The organism is Negativicoccus succinicivorans, assembly GCF_018373335.1.
Taxonomy (GTDB): domain Bacteria; phylum Bacillota; class Negativicutes; order Veillonellales; family Negativicoccaceae; genus Negativicoccus; species Negativicoccus succinicivorans_A.
On the sequence record NZ_JAHAHH010000103.1, the window covers coordinates 1 to 2,860 of the forward strand.

Annotated in this window: 2 protein-coding genes; one reads left to right on the plus strand and one right to left on the minus strand. The window is 52.2% G+C overall.

All coding sequences use genetic code 11. The features are described 5' to 3' along the window. A partial coding sequence (locus KH813_RS06360) for a response regulator transcription factor (RefSeq protein WP_303994511.1) occupies positions 1-327 on the minus strand: 327 nt, incomplete at its 3' end. Between the two features lie 791 nt (positions 328-1,118). On the opposite strand from KH813_RS06360, the gene recQ reads away from it, so the two are divergent. Then, positions 1,119-2,860 (plus strand): DNA helicase RecQ (recQ, locus tag KH813_RS06365; protein ID WP_303994512.1); only part of this gene is annotated, 1,742 nt, incomplete at its 3' end.

Genomic DNA, 2,860 nt, shown 5'->3' on the forward strand with positions numbered 1-2,860 from the left:
CAGCTCCTCCACGCTGAAGGGCTTGGTGAGATAATCATCCGCGCCGAGATCCAAACCTTGTACCTTGGAGTCGACATCGTCTTTCGCCGAAAGCACGAGAATCGGTATATTGCTCATCTCGCGCACGCGTTTGATAATCGAAAAACCGTCTTCCTCCGGCAACATTAAATCCAACAAAATCAAATCGAAGTGTCCCTGACCGATATGGTCGATGACACCGCCGCCGGTAAAGTCGAGCACGCATTCATAGCCGTCGTGTTCCAATTCCAGCTGTAAAAAGCGGGCGATTTTCTTTTCGTCTTCTACAATTAAAATTTTTCCGTTCATTTCGGTTCCTCCTAACAGGTTCCTACTCCGTTCCGAATACGTAATAGCAATGGTTCGATAATAGGCAAGGCATCTCCTGAGAAATGCCGTATCTGTGTTTACTATACCGAACCGCCGCCGATAATTCAATCGCATTTTTCAAAATTCGTTTGTTTATTAAAAAATAAATGTTGACAATATTTTTATAAAAAAGTAGCGCGTAACCCTTTCAGTCCTTATATTACGTGCAAAAAACAAGCGCCGCGGACTTTTTCCGGATTTGTTTTTATTCCGCAACGCGAATTGAGTGGCGTATAATGAGCGTTTTTTCTCAGAAAAATATTTTTGACTTTTTATTTTATTTTACGATAAAAATGTTTCACCGCAGCGGACGTCCATATTTGACGCGCTCACGTACGCTTTCCACCGTACCCGCTTCGATGCGTAACCGTTCGGGAGACGAAGCGGCCGCGCCCGTTCCGTTTTATTCCGCTTCGCTTCCTTCCGCCACGCATTTTCGCCGGCGTTGCTGCAGTCATTTTTTAACTTGCAAAAAACGGCATTACTCGCTTCCCTTATATATTTATGTAATATTATATATTATTACCTGAATATAATTGCATTATTACGATCTTCATGTTATTATGACTTTGGGCAGAAGGTAAGTGGAGAAAAAAGAGCATGTATGTGCTCTTTTTTTCTGTCCCGATTTTTCTTTGAGCGCCGCTCCCGGCGTGTTTTTTATTACCGGAAATGAAAACGAAAAAGATTTCGCCCTTTTGTCTGCTATAATAATTCCGAAAGGAGGAGCGATGAGTACCACGACTTTGCATCAATATCTGCAACACTATTTCGGCTTCACATCATTTCGTCCGGCGCAGGCCGACATCGTGCAATCGCTCCTCGCGCGACGCGACACGCTCGCGATTTTACCGACCGGCGGCGGCAAGTCGCTGTGCTACCAATTGCCGGCGCTCGTGCAAAACGGGCTGACCCTTGTCATCTCGCCATTAATCGCGTTGATGAAAGACCAGGTCGACGCCTTGGTCGCCAACGAAATTCCCGCGACGTATTTGAACTCCAGCTTGGATGATGAAACGTATCGGGAACGCATGCGCGCGTTGTTGCGCGGCGCGTATCGGTTGCTTTATATCGCGCCGGAACGCCTGACCTCGTCGTCATTTCTCAATTTTCTCAGCAAGCTCAATGTGACGATGTGCGTGGTCGATGAAGCCCATTGCATCAGCGAATGGGGTTATGATTTTCGGCCGAGCTATCGCACCATCGCCGCCGCCTTGCAAACACTGCCTAAGCGACCGGTCATCGGCGCCTTCACGGCCACGGCGACGCCGCAGGTGCAACAGGACATCATAACGTTTCTGCAGTTGGAAAAGCCGGCGATTTTCGTGACCAGTTTCGACCGACCCAATCTATATTTTGGCGTGGTGCGCGGCGCGAAGAAAAAAGATTACGTGCGCATGTATGTCGCGGCGCATCGCGGCGAAGCCGGCATTATTTATTGCGCGACGCGCAAAGCCGTCGATGAAGTGTACCATGACCTCACCCGCGCCAATGTGCCCTGCGTGCGCTACCACGCCGGCTTAAGCGAGACGGTGCGCACGCGCGCGCAAAACGCGTTTGTGCGTGACAAAGCGTCCGTGATCGTGGCGACGAACGCGTTCGGCATGGGCATCGATAAACCCGATGTGCGCTACGTGCTCCATTACCAATTGCCGAAAAGCATTGAAGCGTATTATCAGGAAGCGGGCCGCGCCGGACGTGACGGCGCGCCGGCGGAATGCATTCTTTTATACAGCGGTCAGGACGTGCGTACGCAACGATTTTTAATCGAACAAACGGAACAGGAAACCGGCGTTATCGATACCGCCGCCCGTGATCGCTTGGAGGAAATGGAAGCGTATTGCCAGACGAACCGCTGCCTGCGCGCGCAGATTCTCCAACACTTCGGCGCGACCGACACCGCGCCTTGCGGTCATTGCAGTCAATGCGAAACCCCGACGGAAACCTGCGATGTGACGGGCGACGCGCGTACGGTTTTCAAAACCGTCGAAGAAATCAAAGAGCGCTACGGTATCGCGACCGTAGTTCGCATTTTACGCGGCGCGTTACAGGCCAAAGATCGCGCGCGCGAATTTGAATACTGCCGCTACTACGGCGCGCGCAGCGGCGAAAGCGAACGTGATTTGCGCCGGGAAATCGAGCAGTATATCGCCGACGGTTACTTATATAAACGCGGCACCAAGTACCCGCTGCTGGCGTTGACCGTGAGCGGTGAAGAAGTATTGCGCGGCACGCAGACGGTGACCATGCCGATCCCGCAAAGTCCGCGCCGACGCGGCGCAACTACCCTGCCGAAAACGCACACCGCGCCGCGCAAAGATCCGCTTTTCACCCGTCTCGCCGCGGCGCGCAAAACGCTGGCCGAAAAACGCAACGTGCCGCCCTACGTCATTTTCAGCGACGCGACGCTGCTCGAAATGTGCGAAAAGCGTCCGCAAACGCTGAACGACATGGCGCAAGTCAGCGGCGTCGG